Genomic DNA, 16,271 nt, shown 5'->3' with positions numbered 1-16,271 from the left:
GCTCACCGCGATGAGTCCGATCGCGCTTGCGCCAGCGTATATGTTCTCTCCGATGATCGCAGGCCTCATTGTTTGTTTCCGTCGGGACATCCCTCTGTCGGCAGTTGGTCTGCGAATCGGCCGTGTTCGATGGCTTGCTGTGGCTGCCGTGGTTGCCCTGCCACTCGTGGGATTGACGCTTCTCATCGCGGTGGCCGTCCCTGGTGTCGGGTTCGATCCGTCTGCCAATCCGACGCCGGGGCTCGGACTGCCGTCAGGAGTTCTCGGTGTGGTGGCGACATTCGGACTCGTGCTTGGACTCGGGGCGACCGTGAATGCGGTGTTCGCCTTTGGCGAGGAGTTCGGCTGGCGAGGGTATCTGCTGTGGGAGTTGGCTCCGTGGGGGTTCTGGAAAGCCTCAGCTGCTATCGGTGCGCTCTGGGGCGTCTGGCACGCCCCGGTCATCGTTGCCGGCTACAACTATCCTTCGTTCCCCGTAATCGGTGTCGTCGCTATGACGATCGCCTGTCTATCGTTTTCGCCAGTCTATACGTACCTTGTCATCCGCTCGGAGTCCGTGGTCGCAGCGGCGTTACTCCACGGGGTGTTCAACGGATCTGCCGGTCTCGTTATTGCGTATGCCGTCGCGGACGAGGCTGTGCTCAGTGAATTAGTCGCCAGTCCGGTCGGGGTTGCCGGTGTTATCGCGTTCGGACTGGCTGCTATCGGCATCGCGTTATCCGGAGCACCGCCGTTGACGCGTGAGTTCGCCCACGACACGGCCACGTCTGCATAGATTCACGAGGACTGGCAGCGTGTTGATCGTGATGGTGTTGCACACGATGGCGAACACGGCAGATATACTGCTGCCGCTCGCGCCGGATCTGATCGTCGTCGATGGTGTGATCGACGAAGCTGCAGTCGGGACGGTCGTGATGGTACAGTTGGCCGTCCAGTTGCTCGTTGTTGTTGCTATCGTTACGTACTACGGCCGCGACTCGCTCGCTCGTGGAGCGATTCCTGGCGTAGATGCTATTGGGGGTGAGTGAGAACGAGTGTGTAGGTATGGTCTCCGAGCAATCGGCGGCAGATATGTTCGCTCTGCTTTCGGATGAGAGTCGGGTGGACATTCTTCGGGCTGTCGCCGTCGCGCAATCTGAGCAAAATCCGTCGAACTCGGGGTTTGCCCCGTTGTCGTTCTCGGACATCTATGAGCGCGTCGAGATCGATAATACGTCGAAGCTCTCGTATCACCTTGGGGAACTCGCGGGGACGTATCTTCGGAAGGTCGAGAATGGCTATACGTTCACACACGCTGGTGAACAGATCGTCCGGTTTATCCTTGCGGAGAATTTCAGACAGCCATCCGGTATTGACAGTATCGAGACGGAAGGGATGTGCCTGTTCTGTGGGGAAACGCAGCTTGAGGCGGGGTTAGACGATCAGTATTTTATGGTACGGTGTCCGTCCTGTGAGCAGCCGGTGACTGGCTATATCGTGACGCCGGCGCAAGCGCGTACACGGTCGGGGGCGGCGCTGCTCGAGTCGCTCAAGCGCAAGCAAGCGACGGAGTTTAGTCTCGTTCAAGAGGGGATTTGTCCTGAGTGTGGTGGGGAGATTCAGACTGAGGTTCTAGATGCGAGTGAGCAGCCGCTGCCTAGTGAGGTACCGGTCTCATATTTCACGATCGATGCGTGTGAGGCGTGCCTCCGTCGGTATAGTGGGCCACTGACGTACAGCGCGGCGTTTCGACCCCCGTCGATTGCGTTTTACTGGGATCACGGTGTTGATATTCTGGGAACCGGGTGGTGGGAACTGCATAGCTATCTCAGAGACGGCCGCTGGAGTGCCGAGCAGATTGCAACTGATCCGGCCGAGTATCGAATCGAATTGCGTCACGAGGATGCAGTCCTTCGGGTATTCCTTGATGCTAATGCCCGGACCACGCGGACTGAGCGCGTGCGCGGTCGGGATCACGATTGAGAGATGGTTATCAAATATTTTTCAAAATGGCGGTTGAGCGTTTCGGAGCGGTTGTCCCTGATATGCTTCATTATGTCGTGATAAGGCTCCCTAATCAGATTTGTCGCTTAACCGTGATTTTGAAACCGGTCTGAAAATATATCAATTGTTCGATAATATTTATGCGTGGTGTTGTCCTCTCTTTAGATGGAGACAGAGGCAATCAGCTATGACCAATCACGAGACGATTAAGACGCCGGACTCCCCCCGGCACTCGAAAGACCGCGGAACGAAGTCGTCGAACAACGATCAGATGACCATCCCGGACATCCAAAACGCCTACGCGCGCTACGCGAAGTGGATCGATCGTCTGGGCTGGTTGAACCGCCTGTTAACTGGGCGATTTCGACGCCGTCAATTTTCGGAAGCGACGGGACGAGTACTCGACGTAGCGTGCGGAGCCGGGACGAACTTCCAGTACGTACCAGAATCAACGGAGATCGTCGGTATCGACATCAGCGAACCGTTGCTAGAACGCGCCCGATCGGAACTTGAGACTCTCGAACGAGACGGGACAGTCACACAGATGGACGCACAGGATCTCGAATTCGAGGACGATAGCTTCGACACCGTCATTTCCTCGTTTTCGACCTGTACGTTCCCGGATCGTGTCGCGGCGCTTCGAGAGATGGCTCGCGTCTGTCGACCCGATGGGCAGATTCTGTTGCTCGAACACGGCCGGAGTGACAATGATCTCATCGCACGGTACCAAGAATGGCGCGCTGACGCTCACTACGAGAAGTCGGGCTGTCGAGTGACCCAAGAGCCTCTTTCGGTGGTTCGTCGAGCCGGATTATCCGTGGATGAAGCCGAAACTGCGCAACTCGGCCGGATCACCCGAATCGTGTGTGACCCAGTTCTAGACGAGACCAACGAATGAAAGACCAGAAACCGAGTCTCCGAACCAGCGAAGGCGGGTGCGCAACCCGCCGAGCGGTTCTCACTGGACTCGGCACCCTCACTCTCTCCAGGGTCGGCAGTGCAACAGCCACAGCGACCGTCAGTGTCGAGTCTGAGGCCCGAACTAATTCATCCACCGAGAACCCGTTTCCTGATGCTGGTGAGCTCGAAACATTCGTCGATGACGTGCTGACGCAGCGAATCGGGACGACAACGCCGGGCGCGACCGTGGCTATTGTTCGAAGTGATGGTCCCATCCTCATCAAAGGATACGGCGACGCTGATGTGGACTCCAGTATACCGGTTCAGGCACCTGAGACCGCGTTTCGTATCGGCTCTGTTGGCAAGCTCGTGACGTGGACTGCTGTTATGCAAGGCGTCGAACAAGGCGTCCTCGACCTCGACGAGAACGTCAACAAATATCTCGAAGATTCTGCGGTCACAATTCCAGAGACCTACGAGGAGCCGGTGACGTTACGACACCTTGGAACCCACACCGCGGGGTTCGAGTCAGCAATCGATCCTGACGTTGTCGCTGACCCGGACGCCATCGCGCCGCTGGAAACAGTTCTCGTCGATCAGATGCCGCGTCGCGTGCGCCCGCCAGGTGAATTAGTCGGATACTCGAACTACGGGGCGGCGCTCGCCGGATACATCGTCGCAGAAGCTCACGATACCACGTTCGAGGAGTACGTCCAGTCAGAGATTTTCGAACCGCTCAATATGACGCATAGTACATTCGCCCAGCCCATCCCAGACGAGTCTCCTAGGAACCTCGCCGCAGGTCATACCCGAGATGGAGATGGCTTCCAGACTGCTGAGACGGTGTACATCAATATGCGTCCGGCAGGGTCGATGACCACGACAGCGCGTGATATGGCGGCGTTTATGCGCGCACATCTCGGTACCGGTGCGGTCGACAACACACGAGTCTTGCAGGCAGACACGACACGGGTGATGCACGACCAACATCACGTTCGACATCCGGCGGTCACCAACTGGCGGTATGGGTTCCACGAATACGGGGCTCCCGACGCTGGAGTGATCGGTCATTCAGGCGCGACAGTCCACTTTTCGAGCCATCTCGTTCTCGCACCTGCAGATGATGTCGGCATCTTCGTCAATTACAACAGCAACAGCAGCGAGCAGCCCCCACCGGGAACCGTAATCGACGATATTCTTGCTGCATACGGGCTTCAACCATCGCCGACTGAACCACCACCGTCAACAGAGCCGGAAAGTCGGGAACGCGCTGAAACCGTTACTGGCGAGTATAGCCTCTCCAGCCTGCCAAAGCGTGGTCCACTGCAGGTAGTTGATCTACTGGAACACGTGTCGGTTGAACCTGCAGCCAATGGTCGTCTCCGCACGACGACACTTGACGGCGATACGCGCCAGTGGGTTGAGACCGACCCGTATGTCTATCACGAGGTGGGTGGGAACGATGTCCTTGCATTCGAGGTCACAGACGGTGAGATCGAGGGAATGCATATGGCGAGCGAGCCGACCGGCGTCTATCAGCCAGTCCCGTTCCACGAACGTCAACTCGTCACTGGAAGTACCATAGGTGTATCCCTTGCCGGATTTGGTCTTTCCCTCGCTGGATGGGGCGGACAACGGGTTCGGCAGAAGTGGAATCAGTATCGTACGAATAGGGACTCAGTCACTGAGAGGGAGCGTTCCGAATGACAGACCACTCTAACTCTCCCCCGGTCCGGCAGGCAGGCCGCCCCAGCGAACACACCGATACCGATGAGAGGACAAGTAGTCTCACCCCTCAGGAACGCTACCTCACGTGGCTCGCTCGTACAGCCAGCGTTGGTCTGAGTGCCGTTTCCCTCGGGTTCGTCTTGCTCCTACTAGTTGTTATTGAGAGTGGCGGCGAGCTCACACTTATCACACGACCAGTCCCGATGCAAGTCGCGCTCACACTCCCATACCTCATCGTACTCTGTGCACTCGGGACGACTGCCGGCGCAGTACTTGCGTGGTGGAACCGGTACTGGTCCTGGAGAGCCCGTATTCACCACACACTACTGGCGCTTCTCGGACTCGGATTCAGTTGGCAACTCGTCAGGCTTGGCTTCATCACGTTGTAAGAGAATTACAGAAGGATTCTATTCTCAAGTCGTTGTATCGAGGAATGCGTCCACTTCCGCTGTGATCACTTCGGGCGCTTCACTGGGACCACTGTGGCTAATGCCCTCAAATTCAACGAGACGACTGTGCGGGAGTGCCTCGTGGACTGTGCGGGCGCTCTCTCGAAGGAAGTCCGGTCCATCAGTCCCGGTCAACACGAGTACCGGGGCGTCAACGTCAAGCTGGTCAGATAGCTGGTATTGCTCGACAGATTGGTTCATTCGGACGACCTCTTCGGCGAGCTCCACGCAGTCCGGCCAGACCGGCCACTCTTCTAACCACGCGTCAAGATCGTTGGTTTCCTCAGGATTGAGCACCTGTTCGATGTAGCGTTTCACCGCCTCGTGACGTTTTCCTTCGTCGATGAGGGAATCCATACGAGCGGCGAGATTAGCCTCTTCACGATAATCGTCAGGCAGGACCGCAGGCTCGTATGCGATGACCGCTCCGACAGGTGCGTCCGTCGCTGCTTCGATGGCCGTGAGTGCACCGTAGGAGTGACCAAACAGGATCGGTTCACCGTCAACGGCGTCGACGAGCGTGCGAACGTACTCGGTCTCCCGTTTGAGTACGTCATCGGCGCTCGTTTCAGCGAGGTCATCGAGACACGTGCCGAAGCCCGGTCGCTGCGGGACGATCGAAGTGTAGTCTTCGAGGTGGGGGATGACTGGATTCCAGTACTGTCGGGGAGCCATCCCGCCGTGAAGCAAGATTAGGGGCTGGCCGTCGCCGTGTTGTTCGACTGTGATACGAGTCTCACCTGTTGTTGTGAGTGTCTGCATCGGTACATCGTACTGTATGAGTGTGCGTCGAGAAGGACTGTCTCTCAATCATCCGGCCCTTTAAACACCGTTGAACGGAGCGATGGAGTTTACTGGGGGAGTGGGGGCCACGTGGGTGCGACTGTTTCTTCGATGAGTTCGGTTTGCGCGCGGCGGAGTCGTTCGGAAACTGAAGAGGCGGAAATCTCTAGTTCCGCGGCGATGTCTTCGAGAGATGCTTGACGTGGGATTTCGAAGTATCCTCGTTTGTACGCGATTCGAAGCGCCTCACGCTGCCGGTCAGTGAGCCCATCACCTGCGGGTTTGGATTCATCGTCGTGGGTGAGCCGTAGCAACTGAAAGTCAGCGTTCTGCTGCCAGAACGAGGAGAATTCGTTGAATGTATCTCGATTGGCGAACCACCCTGTCTGGCGCCAGCCGCTCGGTAATACTTCGATCCGCTCAATAATTGCATCGGCGGTTGCAAGAGCTTCAAGCCCAGCGAGGTCGTTGATGTGGTCCCCGAGTTGTTCTTCGAAACTGAGTGCTGAACGCACCTGGTATCGAAATGTATCCCCAGCTTGGCCGACGAGCGTCCACGCACCGACATCGAACGCGTCAGTAAAAGCAGTTTCAATAGTGGACTGAAAGCCGTTTTGGATAGTGACGAGAAATGGGGGTCGGTCACCGTGATTGAATTGGATGTCCAGCGTTAGGGTTGCTTCAGGTACGGTTGTCGCCACTTCCGTCAACGGAAGTGCGTCGCAATCGATCTGGTATTCAGCGACAAGCCCCATATGCACGCGTTTCTACCGATCATAATAGAAGTATTTGGATCTGTCTGGTCGTATCCCGGCGCGTTTGATATTCTCAGTCGACTCCACTCCGATACCCGCTCCATTGAACGGTAACTATTCAATTTGTATCGCTCGTACCGGTGCCAACAGGGACTGAGAGGTTTCGGTGGTGCTACCGCTACAAAACTCATCTCTCACATATGGGGCAGTGCGGGCGGGGGTGGTAGAACTATGTGAAACAGTAACGGTATCAGCCCCGTATGTCCGGTCTGCTTGATGCTTCTCTGCCACCGTCGATCGCTATGCAACTGACAGCAACACATCTCATACGATTCCCAATCCGTTTGCCAGCGCAAGGCTGGCGATGGCCGCTAATCCGCCCGATATTAATCCGCTCTTGAGGCTCTGGCGGCGAAGACGACTGCCGAACTTATCGAACCCCTGATCGGACAGTACCAGCGGCGTCTCATCGCTTCCACGGAGCACGGGGGTGCCCTGCTCGAACGTGACTTCCCCACGGACGGCCAGCCTCTCGCCGTCAAGGACGGCTCTCGCCTCGAAGTACTTATCGTCCAGACTTTCACCAACGGCGTCTACATCGAAGACATCGTCCATATCGGCAATAGGGATGACAGTCCGGTGTTCGTCTAACTGAATGTATTGCGACATCCAACTCAGCTTCGACAGCGGCGTCGATATCCGCCACTCTGGAGACACCACCGTGACATCGATGCTGTCGTGGGCCTCGGCCACCCAATCTGTGTCGATACGGATCTCGCCTCGCCCGTCGTCAACAGCGAACGTGCCCGACTCCACCCCAGAGGCGTACGTGATCAAATTCGAGCTTTCGTCACCGTACTGATAACTCTCGCGCTCCGTGAGCCGCCAAACGTACGCGCCAACCGGCCGCTTCTCGTCAATCGGCAGGGAGTTGCCAAGTGGCGGTAGTTCCTTTACCTTCACCGTCCCTTCTATAGCGACTGTCTCGCCGTCGACAAGCGTCGATGGATGTTCGTCGACGGCTGTCGACACTGACCGGTAAAGCATTCTGGCAGTGAACGCTCGGGAACCAAACCATAAGCAGCCGGCAAGCAGAACTAATCCGATAGTAGTTCTCACCACCTCGACCATACGCCTACGTATCGCTCGAACGTCTTTATACACGGCGAGAGGTCTACCACGGAAAGTCTGTGCTGGCCTGGTTTTCAGCACGCGGTAGGAAGGGAAACCAAGCGATATCTCGCTCATCAGCTGGGTGCTATGCACTCGAAGAAACGACCGCGCGGGTGATATACATCCTGTACTGAACGAGTTGTGTTAGTTAGTTTCGACAGACGCTACGGAATCACTCGGAGAAGAGCACTTGTGTATCGAACAGCGACGGGTGAATAGTAAGGAGTACTTATGAGTTCGCGTGCCGAATTACGCTATGCCAGAAAAACCGACCGGATACGGTTTCATTATACAATCCATTCTCATAGTGGGCATATCCTTTGCCACGATTCGTGCGGGACAGCTAGCTGGAACGCGGTTTCACTCACTAGAAATACCCTATGCAGGTGAACTGGGATTCGTGGTTGGTGCTACCTTCGCGTTCACTGTAATTGCAGGACTATATCGGGGATATGGTGCATATCAGGACAATAAGTTGGGAGTGCAACGTCATTAGGAATTAACTGTTCAATTGTCCCCCGATACCCAGTTATTCCACATCAGAGCCATAGAATAAGAAAATTATTCTATGATACGGTCATAGAATGGGGATATGGTCCCAGCTTTCCGTACAGTACTCGTCGGTCGTCCCCGCAGTCGTTTCCAGTGGGCGCTCGATGCATTCGTTGCCCTCTTAGTCCTTATCGGGACGTTCGGTGCGTACGCGCTTGATGTCTTTCAGGTGTCCGGTGGTGTAGTCGTCCTGCCGGGAGCAGCGACGCTTGTTGGATTCGCCGTCGCTGTTGGTGTCGGCGCTCGACGGAGTGGGTTGCTCGTGGCGTGGGTCAGCCTGTTCGCGGCATACCTTGGTTTTCAAGCTGAGTGGGCGTTCTTGGGGCTTTCGAGTCACTCCCTCGTCGGGAAGCTCGCGTTCCTTTTCGATCCAGTCGGATTAGTGGTGCTCGACGTTGCGAGCCTTGTCATCGGTACCATCGGGTTCACCACCGGATCTATCGGTCGATTGAGTATCGATCGACTCAGAGGGCGGACGGTGTCGCAATAGGCCGATGATGACTGAGCAAGCAGTGACTGCGATCGGAGCTGGGATTTCGTCGGTATTCTCGGTATCCTGATCAAGTACGTCGGTGTGATGGAGTTGATCGCTGGATACGATCCTGAAACTGTTACAGATGAGGAGGGTCTGGCAGATTTTATCGGAACGAATGCGCTCTACGTTGCCGTTTTGACGATCTGTGTCGGGATTCTGGAATTCCGAGCTGCGACTGCCGACAGAGAGTGGTACTGGATCGTGTTCGTAATCGCCGTCATTGCAATCGCTATCCGGATGATTCGTGGTGCTCGTCGTTTTGAATCGACTTCCGAACGGAACAATACTAACTGACGAGAGAGTATCAGACAACGAGTCGCATACCCGTTCGTTCGCCTTCAATTCGCTCGGTTGGGGTATGCTGACCGGATGGCGCACTTGCAAACACAATGTATTCTCTCAAGTGAATCCATCGCTTGATCAGATAACCGAACCACCGGCTGTTGCGATTGGCTGAATAAGACTTGAATAGCTGAAAGTGGTTTTTAACAGTTAGCCGGGTTCTTTACCCAGCAGTTCTTACACCGTACTGCCGACAGTATTCCTGTCGGTCCGATACCCGCACCCCGGCACCCCACGTCTCCCACCCCCCTTTTCACCGCTAAGACGATTACTCGTCGGAGTGTTCTGTATCTGGCCGGGGCACCTGATCGGTCGGAAACCCACACGCTTTATGGACCGACGGATCAAGCGGCGCTACTCAGGATCCGCGATATCGTTGCAGCAATAGAGCCGCTGAAGACGGCCAACCTCGACGATTACCTCAATCCGTCCGACTCGAACTCACGTTCGATGACGGGCTGTGTGAGGCCGAGACGGTTCGGATCGGTGTCCAGTGGACGGCACACGGAGAATACTAAGTCCACTATACAGATAACCAAGGGGTGGACTTCCGGTGGGGAAATCACCCACACAGGAGAGACTACGTTCACGTATCGGGACTCATCATACTATCATCCCCCACCTGATGCGAGTCTGGATCCCGACAAGGGTGAAGGATCCTATCTCACAGGCAGCCGCGAACCTCGTCACACGTGCTATGCTCAAACTCTGGCGAGTTGCCTACCATACCAACTCATCCAAACCGTTGAACGCAGGCTGGAATCCGCCATAGGAATCATTTTGCTGTGAATTGATTTGCTTACAGTCCTTCGGCTGCAGCTCAATCACACCGGCTCTGCATCGCTGATGTCGAGGTGGGATTCGGGGATCATTAGTCGATAGGTGATTTCAGCCTTCGACCGGTCAGGAAGGCCCATATTGGCATCTTGTATTCCACGTGCAGCTGCTTTACTGAGGAGCTGGGCAATCTTATATTCTGCCGTGACTGGGGACTTCACAGCGAGGGAGCGGAATAGCTTGGGGCGAACCTTCGGGGTGGATAATTGAGACCCTAACTCTTGACGGGCACAGTACATTGCGGTGTAAACCTGACCGACTGCTGCCTTCAGGTCCTCTTCGTCAGATAACGCTCCGTCGTAGCTAAACGTGATTCCACCTGGACCGTCACTGTCGAGATGCCAATAAATCACGTCGGCCGTACAGCCGTCGAGATCGATGAGGCATATTTCCGTGACGTTCTCAGTATCATGGAGACGGCTAGTGGGACCGATGTCGGAATCGCTGTGATTATCGGACTGATCGTTGCTGGTCGACCGCTCGTCGTTAATGTGTTCTGTCATAGGTTGTCTCCTGGTGTTCAGTCGAATCGAGCGCGGGCTCGATTGACGAGAGGGTAGGAACCAATTGTGTGGTTACTGCCAGCAAATATTAATTTATACTGTATTGACTTAAACGCTCGTGAATCGTTATTGCTTATATCGTGATATAGGGCTTTCTGAACCTTCTAAGTCGACTTTTACATAACAACATTCCGAATTAACACAACTCGTTATCGTAGAATAAGAACCCGATATATACTATTCGTTATATCTAATTCAACTGCTATTCAGAAACTGGTGATGGCATTCACTACGAACACGAGACTCACGCCCATCGTATCGCCCTTGAAACGAGCACTCTGCAAGGAATCCCCCAGAGAGAAGGCTGACGATCAAGCTAGACTTGACGATTTCTGATCGATACTCCGGGGCGATGTCCGCAAGCAGGAGTAAGACTCGGCCGGAGTCAGCTTCCGGCTGTATACCTCGCTACCGCAGGTGCCACCACACAGTGAGACTGTCAATCGTCGTTACCCTTACGCGAGTACTTGCAGTCTCCCGTCACCGACTGACAGTACCCAACGCGTCGCTAAGCGTCTCCAGTAGATGAATTATGGATCTGTATGCGGATAGGGTTTATTAGCGAAAGCGCCATTTCAAGAGATTAGACCGATGACATCTGACTCTGCGTTCACACCGAAACACGAAGTGCGTGCAGCAGTAACTGAACAGAATCAGATCCACCTCCCGGAATCCATCGTGGAGCGAGTCACCTTCGTGGAGAAAGGATTATTACCGAAGGTAGGTGGTCTTGTCTCTTGGTATTACCATACTGATCGAGATAAAGCAGTTCTCGCATCAGACACCGTTGATACTGAGTCGATTACACTTGTGGATACGTGCACCATCGTGGGAGTCAGCAACGAGGATGTTGATTCCGGTGACATTGGATCTGGACGAGTAACGATCAGTTCTGAACTTCCTGACGAATTGAGCCAGCGATTACGATCCGCTGATGAGGTCGTATTGAAGCCCTCATACGTAGAAAGATCCGGTAGCGTGACGTGGTTCATATCCGTTTATCCCGCAGAGGAGTACGACCGCGGGGAAGCTGCTGACGTAACGCGTGAACAGGTCCGAGAAGAAAAATCAGACAGTACTGCTGGAGAGCAAACGGTGGTTGGGTCTAAGTATGAATTTGTGAACATCATCTGATGAGCAAGACAGGTGATGATCCACGGGACTACTCCAGTGAAGCTACGCTGAGAGAGAAGTTTGGCTGAATCGACTGTTTCGTAGCGGCAAGTTGTTCCGTGGATTAAGGACACCAGCACTGACGAAGAGATCGTACTCACAGTTGGAAGTCATTCCGGCGTATCAGATACAACCGCGACCGGAAGCCGATTATTGCGTGAAATTATCAGTTTAGCTAGCACACTGTAGCGTAACTTGTCGGATTTGTGTTCTGAGGGACAGCGGCGGGGTGTTCAGAACAAATTACTCACACCGAAATTGAAGTGCTTGGCCAATCGGCTGCCGTCTATTGATTTTCTAGGTTGATGCACAGATGTCTGTGTCATAGAGTTCTAGTACGGGCGCGAATAAATATATAAGAACACATATGTTTCGTATGAGCGTGTGTGTACATAGGTGACGTATTAGTAATAGTGCCTAATATCGGTTCCTAACCGGTCTAGTACAATTACTACGATAACAATATTACTATTCTAACGATTACTATAGAACATAGTATTTGCTATCTGATAGAACCTATTATCCCCGCAGGTCTACATACACATATGGCAACAGATCCGACTGATGACCGATCGGATACCACGACAAACTATCAAGACTGGTCTCACGATCTCTCAGAACTCCAAACGAAAGGTGAAGAAATCCGGAAAGAATGGAAGGCACAGAACCCGTGTTCACCCCGAGGTTACCCAACGACAAGATGGCTAGACGAAAACGGACACGGGCACCTGCGCTGGATTCTCAGAGAGAAGCATAACTTAGGAATTCCTGAATTTTTCATATTGTTCACCGGGGCAGAGGACTCCGACGGGTACGACTGGATAATCGATGATACAGAGACAATAACTCGAGCTAACGAATTTATCCAGGACCGCGTAGATTGCCGAAATTGGAGTGAATCAACTGCTCGGACAACGCGCTCTCGGATAAATACGACCTTCGGGCGGTTCAGTAGAAAATACGGGAAAGATACCATTCTTCAACTGGCCAATGATCCGTCAGTCGAAACCAGAGTCTACACGACATTCAAAGAAGTGGCCTTGTTGAAATCCTCTTCTTCAGACACATTATCGACTGAAACAGCCGGTCGATGAGAATTGCGAAAAGAATAAACTGTTTCTCCTTGGAATATAACTCTCTCAACGTGATCGATCAGGAGTTACGGAGGAATTTCTATAGGGTGGGGCTCATCGTTGTTGCTTTCTTCGGAGCGGTTTTTGTTTCCGTCTACCTCGATTCGTATTTCCTCAGCGCCCTCTTCTCGTTAATCGCCGTCGCTGGTGTGTTCCTGCTCTTGAAGTTTCAGAAAGTGTACTCAGTCATTATGATCGTTGTTGGAGTTCTCTCACTTGCGTTCGCCGTTCTCGGCTATCTGAATCTCGGTCTCGTAAATATGCCCGTTCTGTATGCCCTCCTCGCGGTACTGGGAATCGTTCGTGGCGGTCAGGCGTATCGAGCAACGGAATAACTGTATAGACCGTTCAGAGCGACCGGTCGAGATTATGAACGAGACAAGCGATAGTGAGTTCACAAAACTGTTTCCACCAGCATCGTGATCGGACGAACGCACCGTACTTTCGCTTGAGCGTTGAGTTCACAGTCTCGGATTGACTCCGCTGGCCGTAGAGATCAGCGTCTAAGCGTGCGTTCCATGCCTTGTGGAGTGATGTGAACTCACGATGCTTAATCAGTGGCCGAACCTCGTGTTGCCGGGCGAGCCGCCTGATCTTCTGGTCGTCGTAGCCCTTGTCACCGAGCAGAATATCAATGTCTTCGGGATTGCGCTTGATCAACGATGGAGCGATCTGGCTATCGTGTTTTCGTGTCGTCGTCACGTGGAGATCGAGGATTGCGTTGACCTTCGCATCAACCAACAGCGTCACTTTGAGCTGCTGAATCGTGAGTTCGGCTCGTTTCGTGTAGTGTTTCGAGGCGTGACTGCGGTCAAATCCTGATGCATCAACTCCAACAATGCCGCTCGTCGGAAGTAGCGTGGCTGAGAGAGTCAATATAACACGCCATACTGCCATATCAAGCCGATTGAACGCCTTACAAAGCGTTGATGGCGTAGGAAGTTCGGATAGCCCGAGAGCGTGACGAATGCGTGGCATCTCGATTAATTCGTCAAGCAGGCCACGGTAGGTCGTGTTCTTCCGGACTTTGAGACACAGTAAAACAACGTGCTGGGGAAGTGTGTAGCGATGTTTGGAGAATTTCGAGGAGTATCGAGAAACCGCTCGGCGTGCCAGATGGATCGCCTTCTCAGTAAACCGGAGAATCTGCGACTTCGGGAGGGCCTTCATCTCGTCGAATTACACGGCGAATATGTAACTCTCTGAGGATTTCAACAGAGCCAAAGAAGTTGGAAAAGATCTCAGGGCTGATCTAAGTTCACACGAGTCAGCATATCGGTATCTCCGTGATACACATCGGTTCTTCGAGTGGCTTGCACGACCAAATCGGATCGAGTACGATCCGATGGCTGGACTTGAAGACGAGTTCAGATGGGATTGGAGTGGTGACCCTGAACCGTTAGAAGACGGTCAGGTAAGGCGGTTGTGGATAGCTGCAGACACTTATGAAGAATACGTACTCGTAATTGGGTACTGTGTATGGGGCGTCCGGACCCAGGAGCTTGCACCCACTCACGTTCGCCAGATTGATCTCGATTCCGAGGAGCCGAAAATACAGTTTGAGGACCGGGATCGAAAAAACGGTTTAGGGGAAGTGAGCCTGCTGTTCGGGTTGGATAAGCTGGGCACTCTTCTGGATAAACGAGCTCGCCAACCAGACTGGAACGGATGTCTGTATCCGAGCGACGACTTCGACTGTTCAGCGCTGTCGGAAAGACAGATGCGTCGACGTTTCAAAGACCTGTGTCGCAAAGCAGACGTAACAATCGATGGGAGTCCTGCATCCCCCAGAAACGGCCGGTCGTTCTACTATAATACACTGGCTGATGCGGAGACAGCCGTCCTTGAGATGGCAGAACGACTTGCTCAAGAGCAAGGCAGCATAGACGCCGAGGCAGTCAGGGACTACTACTTGACTGATGAGCGGCGACGACAGTTCCGACGCACGTTTTTCCGAGAACGTATCCGAAAGGTCCTGCCGGAAGACGCATACGTGAGCCCAGGACCGGTGGATTTCAACAGTCAGGTGACCGATTACAGCTGGTCTGGGAGCCAAGGCGCATAATCTACACAGCGTTCAGATGTCTGATCAGGTGAGCGATGCAGAAGTTTTGAAACAAATCCTTTCTGGAGACCCATCTGAGGAACTCGTAGAGAAGGTAGCCTCGGCAGTGGTTGAAGAGTTCGAGGAGTCATTTCCTGAACTGTCTCTGAAGAGCCGACCACTAGCAGATGCACTTGAGGACTTTCGAACGGACAAACTGGCTGAGGTCAGGTCTGAAAATGCCTTGTTTTGCCGCTAGCTGACTGTAGTTTCAGACGCTCTCACAGGAAAATACCGTCAAGCTAACCGGGAATTGGACGCCGTCTGGCGATATGGGATCGCTCAGACGGCTCGCTCGGATGTGTCGAGATCTTGCCAAACAGCACGTAGATGACCCTGACGTACCCGCCGCGCCGAACGGCGCGGACGGGTACGCCAAGTGGACACAGATTGCGTTGATTTTGTTCCGCGTTGAGTTGGAGAAGAGTCTTCGTGAGACTGAAGACTACCTCAACGAGATGCCCGGTATCCTCGCCGTATTTGATCTCAACGAGGCACCACACTACAGTTCGTTCTGCCGGTGGGAAGACGAGTATCGGATGCGTGAACTCCGCCGCCTGCTCCGCGCTTCGGCGGAGCAGGCGGGCTGGAGTGGTGAAGCCGCAATCGATGCAAGTGGCTTCCAGCGTGATCAGACCAGCTATCACTACCGTGACCGTGCGAACTACTCGTTCCAGTCGATGAAGACAACCATCTTGATCGACGTGAACTCGCTAGCGATCAAAGACGTTCATTTCACGACACAGAAGGCGTGGGACGGCCACATCGGGATGCAGGTCTTCCGCCGGAACGCGGAAGACCTGCGTGTATTGTCTGCTGACGCGAACTACTCGTGGGGCGAACTCCGTGAGGAGTGTCGCTCGAACTCAACGCGACCACTGATCAAGCACAGGGAACAAACACCGTTGCAGAAGGCCCACAACGCCCGAATGACCGAGGATTACAACCAACGCTGGATGAGTGAGACGGGCTTCTCGCAGTTGAAAGAAGACGACGGCGAGAAGCTCCGCTCCCGGAGCTGGCACGGCCAGTTCCGGGAGCTGACTCGGAAGTGCATCGTCCATAACCTAACGCAGGCGGCGAGTTAGGGCTCGCCGCCTGCTCCCCTTCTCCGGACGTATCCGGGAGAGGCATCGCCGTCGTCACCGAAACAACGAAGCAAGATACCATAGTTTTGACCCTTCGGCAACCGCTGTCAGTAACAGCCGCTGTATCTTCTGACTGTAAGAACGCACCTCTGACAGCGTGAGACTACAAACAA

Annotated in this window: 18 protein-coding genes; 13 read left to right on the top strand and 5 right to left on the bottom strand. The window is 54.1% G+C overall.

The features are described 5' to 3' along the window. Positions 1-139: 139 nt before the first annotated feature. From RJT37_RS01915 to RJT37_RS01895, 5 genes are all read left to right on the top strand, one after another. Positions 140-775 carry a CPBP family intramembrane glutamic endopeptidase gene (locus RJT37_RS01915; RefSeq protein WP_313687326.1) on the top strand — a complete coding sequence of 212 codons (636 nt, stop codon included), beginning with the start codon at positions 140-142 and terminating at the stop codon, positions 773-775. A gap of 46 nt (positions 776-821) precedes the next feature. Next, positions 822-1,028, top strand: a complete 207-nt coding sequence (locus RJT37_RS01910; protein WP_313687324.1) for a hypothetical protein — start codon at positions 822-824, stop codon at positions 1,026-1,028. Between the two features lie 16 nt (positions 1,029-1,044). Beyond that, on the top strand, positions 1,045-1,962 hold the full coding sequence (locus tag RJT37_RS01905) for a DUF7351 domain-containing protein (RefSeq protein ID WP_313687322.1): 918 nt from the start codon (positions 1,045-1,047) through the stop codon (positions 1,960-1,962). Between the two features lie 208 nt (positions 1,963-2,170). Then, positions 2,171-2,881, top strand: coding sequence for a class I SAM-dependent methyltransferase (locus RJT37_RS01900; RefSeq protein WP_313687320.1), 711 nt, complete (start codon positions 2,171-2,173; stop codon positions 2,879-2,881). After that, a complete protein-coding gene (locus RJT37_RS01895; protein ID WP_313687318.1) occupies positions 2,878-4,590 on the top strand; it encodes a serine hydrolase domain-containing protein in 1,713 nt (570 codons plus the stop codon). Before RJT37_RS01900 ends, RJT37_RS01895 begins: the two co-directional genes overlap by 4 nt. Before the next feature lie 434 nt (positions 4,591-5,024). Here the strand turns inward: RJT37_RS01895 and RJT37_RS01890 are convergent, their stop codons facing one another. From RJT37_RS01890 to RJT37_RS01880, 3 genes are all read right to left on the bottom strand, one after another. Continuing rightward, positions 5,025-5,822 (bottom strand): alpha/beta fold hydrolase, encoded by a 798-nt coding sequence (locus RJT37_RS01890; protein ID WP_313687316.1) that lies wholly within the window; start codon positions 5,820-5,822, stop codon positions 5,025-5,027. Between the two features lie 89 nt (positions 5,823-5,911). Continuing rightward, positions 5,912-6,598: a helix-turn-helix domain-containing protein gene (locus tag RJT37_RS01885; protein ID WP_313687314.1), complete on the bottom strand. Its 687-nt coding sequence runs from the start codon at positions 6,596-6,598 to the stop codon at positions 5,912-5,914. A 324-nt stretch (positions 6,599-6,922) separates the two neighbouring features. After that, positions 6,923-7,846, bottom strand: a complete 924-nt coding sequence (locus RJT37_RS01880) for a hypothetical protein (RefSeq protein WP_313687312.1) — start codon at positions 7,844-7,846, stop codon at positions 6,923-6,925. 517 nt (positions 7,847-8,363) lie between these two features. Here RJT37_RS01880 and RJT37_RS01875 point away from each other — a divergent pair. Beyond that, positions 8,364-8,813: a hypothetical protein gene (locus RJT37_RS01875; protein WP_313687310.1), complete on the top strand. Its 450-nt coding sequence runs from the start codon at positions 8,364-8,366 to the stop codon at positions 8,811-8,813. Positions 8,814-8,900: 87 nt separating this feature from the next. Continuing rightward, entirely contained in the window at positions 8,901-9,152 is a 252-nt protein-coding gene (locus RJT37_RS01870; RefSeq protein ID WP_313687308.1) for a DUF3784 domain-containing protein, read from the top strand. Positions 9,153-10,024: 872 nt separating this feature from the next. Here RJT37_RS01870 and RJT37_RS01865 read toward each other — a convergent pair. Further along, positions 10,025-10,540: a hypothetical protein gene (locus RJT37_RS01865; RefSeq protein WP_313687306.1), complete on the bottom strand. Its 516-nt coding sequence runs from the start codon at positions 10,538-10,540 to the stop codon at positions 10,025-10,027. Between the two features lie 651 nt (positions 10,541-11,191). On the opposite strand from RJT37_RS01865, the gene RJT37_RS01860 reads away from it, so the two are divergent. From RJT37_RS01860 to RJT37_RS01850, 3 genes are all read left to right on the top strand, one after another. Then, positions 11,192-11,734, top strand: coding sequence for a hypothetical protein (locus RJT37_RS01860; RefSeq protein WP_313687304.1), 543 nt, complete (start codon positions 11,192-11,194; stop codon positions 11,732-11,734). A 584-nt stretch (positions 11,735-12,318) separates the two neighbouring features. Next, a complete protein-coding gene (locus tag RJT37_RS01855; protein ID WP_313687302.1) occupies positions 12,319-12,867 on the top strand; it encodes a hypothetical protein in 549 nt (182 codons plus the stop codon). Between the two features lie 50 nt (positions 12,868-12,917). After that, complete coding sequence (locus RJT37_RS01850; protein WP_313687301.1) at positions 12,918-13,241, top strand: hypothetical protein; 324 nt, start codon at positions 12,918-12,920, stop codon at positions 13,239-13,241. Positions 13,242-13,254: 13 nt separating this feature from the next. Here RJT37_RS01850 and RJT37_RS01845 read toward each other — a convergent pair whose 3' ends face one another. Then, on the bottom strand, positions 13,255-14,076 hold the full coding sequence (locus RJT37_RS01845) for an IS5 family transposase (RefSeq protein WP_313687300.1): 822 nt from the start codon (positions 14,074-14,076) through the stop codon (positions 13,255-13,257). Positions 14,077-14,251: 175 nt separating this feature from the next. On the opposite strand from RJT37_RS01845, the gene RJT37_RS01840 reads away from it, so the two are divergent. The 3 genes from RJT37_RS01840 to RJT37_RS01830 all read left to right on the top strand — a co-directional run bounded on the left by RJT37_RS01840 (position 14,252) and on the right by RJT37_RS01830 (position 16,098). Next, positions 14,252-14,971, top strand: a complete 720-nt coding sequence (locus RJT37_RS01840) for a hypothetical protein (RefSeq protein WP_313687298.1) — start codon at positions 14,252-14,254, stop codon at positions 14,969-14,971. 28 nt (positions 14,972-14,999) lie between these two features. Further along, positions 15,000-15,209 carry a hypothetical protein gene (locus tag RJT37_RS01835; protein WP_313687296.1) on the top strand — a complete coding sequence of 70 codons (210 nt, stop codon included), beginning with the start codon at positions 15,000-15,002 and terminating at the stop codon, positions 15,207-15,209. Positions 15,210-15,282: 73 nt separating this feature from the next. Then, positions 15,283-16,098 carry an IS5 family transposase gene (locus RJT37_RS01830; protein WP_313684617.1) on the top strand — a complete coding sequence of 272 codons (816 nt, stop codon included), beginning with the start codon at positions 15,283-15,285 and terminating at the stop codon, positions 16,096-16,098. Positions 16,099-16,271: the final 173 nt, after the last annotated feature.

The sequence above is a fragment of the Halobellus marinus genome (genome assembly GCF_032113415.1).
Lineage (GTDB): Archaea > Halobacteriota > Halobacteria > Halobacteriales > Haloferacaceae > Haloquadratum > Haloquadratum marinus.
This window is presented reverse-complemented; position numbering and strand designations above follow the sequence as displayed.